The organism is Okeania sp. (genome assembly GCF_983059655.1).
In genome coordinates, this window is record NZ_CEZPJD010001119.1 from 1 (window position 1) to 2,019 (window position 2,019).

The window sequence follows — 2,019 nt, forward strand, 5'->3', positions numbered from 1 at the left end:
GAAAATTCAGTCTCAAGCCTAATTTTGGCGTAATTTCTTTGGCAAATTTATCTATATATATGTCACAAAATAACTGTAGTTGACTCACACTATCTAAATTAAAAGTAGTTACACCCCAGTTTAATAGTTGTGAAAATTCTTGAGCGTTTAAGTTACTGCCACTATAGACAATTTTGTTAGGAGAAAAGCCTGCTTTTAATCCCAGAAAAACATCCCCCGGTGTATTAGCATGAAGACCCCATTTATACCTTTGAAAAATTTTTAGTAAAGATACATTACCATTAGTTACACTGGCAAAATGAAATTCTGTGTGGGGATAGGGAATAGATTCAGCAATATGATTTATCGTTTTTATCAGAATATCGTCATCATAAACATATAGAGGAGAACCATAATTTTCTAGTAATTCGTAGGCAAATTCGAGAGAAAAATGAATAACAAAATTTGGCATATTTTCTACTATAGTTAACTGAACAAGTAACAGTCTAGATCATAATATATGTTATCTGTACAGAGTATGCCATTGGCTAATATATGACTATCAACTAATCATACTAAATCTGGTTTGAAGAAGTATAGCGCTGTGCGCAGCTCATTTGGCAGCTTTGCTATAGGCAGTAGGGGAGATAAAAAGCTTATGATATAAAACTTTTAGCTATTGGACAGTTCCTGAAATTTGTAAAGCAAGCCAGCGCACATTGCTATAGCTTATAATTTATCCGTATGTCAAACAGTGATAGTTAGTTATACCAAGTCTAGTTTATATAAAGAAATTTATTACTCCTCTTTTTATCATTATTTATAGAAAGGATTTATCAATATTTTTCTATCCTGGTAATTTCCCAAGTGAAACCACATTATTCCCTTAAGAAAACGAGTTTCTGAGGATTCAAATATTGAAGTTTCCCAGTCATAACCTTCATCAACATTTGTCATTTTGTCTATATCAATTTTTATTTTGTAGCCATCAGATAAAGAAGAGAGAATTGTAAAATCATGAGCTATACGTCTGTCATTTAATTCTATAACTGCAAAATTATCTCTTTTTGTTGAAAATTGTTTTTGTTTATTAGCCTTTGTCAAGAATTTTTGTCTGACCGATGATCATGCTTTTTGTGTATGAGTCTGAATGTTGATTCCCGAATAATTAAATAATTAAATAATTATGCTTTAAAGACTCCCCTTTTAAGGGAAAAAAAGAATAATATTTCCTGATATTCAATCCTCTCGGTTTTAACCAGAGGTAATTATCAATTATCCATTATCCATTATCAATTAATGAATCCATCCTCATCTTCTTGAAAATTTGGCGTTATACAAAAAACTTCGAGATAATATTTAGAGCTGTCACAACGCTCAACTATAACATCACATTCATCGGCTATTAATGATAAAGATTTGACCAATCTTTCTCTAATTAGTGGAATATAATTGTGGTAAACAATCATTTCAGATATGACGGCCTCGCAATTTCTCAGGTCTTTATATAGCTTTTTTATTTTCTTTGCAAAAGAAGCTGCATGGCTGGGATTATATTTGTTAATTTCTTGGAAGTATTTCATAATTTTTAAATAGTTTCGATATGGGTTAATTGGGAAATCATGATTCCTATAGTCTAAATATTCTTCTTTCTGTTGTTTCATGTACTCATTCTCAAGTAAATCATGATTGTAGAAAGATTCTTCTATAGCGCTGTGCGCAGGCAACAGGCAACAGGCAATAGGCAACAGGGGTAATAAAAAACCGATAATATAAGACTTTTAGCTATTGGACATCTCCTGCAATTTGTAAATATGCCAGCGCACATTGCTATATAATATCAATTTCGTTTTTCATCATAATTCATTCAAGGAAAAAGGAAGAAATAAAATTTTTTTGTTGTCTGAATTCTGAGCTTTTGATATGTCAAAGATAGTAATGGCAACTGCTATAATTACACATACTTTAAAGCTCTAAAGTTTATGTTGTAAAAATTACAGGGAATAAAATTAGGTAATTAATTTTCCCTAACTACTGAAA

At 31.0% G+C, this 2,019-nt stretch carries 2 protein-coding genes and 1 pseudogene; all 3 read right to left on the bottom strand.

Annotated features, from left to right (window positions below):
- Nucleotides 1-451: pseudogene (locus AC3DU7_RS32350) on the bottom strand (diaminopimelate decarboxylase family protein); the annotation flags it as partial.
- 344 nt (nucleotides 452-795) lie between these two features.
- Nucleotides 796-1,083 (bottom strand): hypothetical protein, encoded by a 288-nt coding sequence (locus AC3DU7_RS32355; RefSeq protein WP_488043320.1) that lies wholly within the window; start codon nucleotides 1,081-1,083, stop codon nucleotides 796-798.
- A gap of 188 nt (nucleotides 1,084-1,271) precedes the next feature.
- A complete protein-coding gene (locus AC3DU7_RS32360) occupies nucleotides 1,272-1,643 on the bottom strand; it encodes a hypothetical protein (RefSeq protein WP_488043321.1) in 372 nt (123 codons plus the stop codon).
- Between the last annotated feature and the right edge of the window lie 376 nt (nucleotides 1,644-2,019).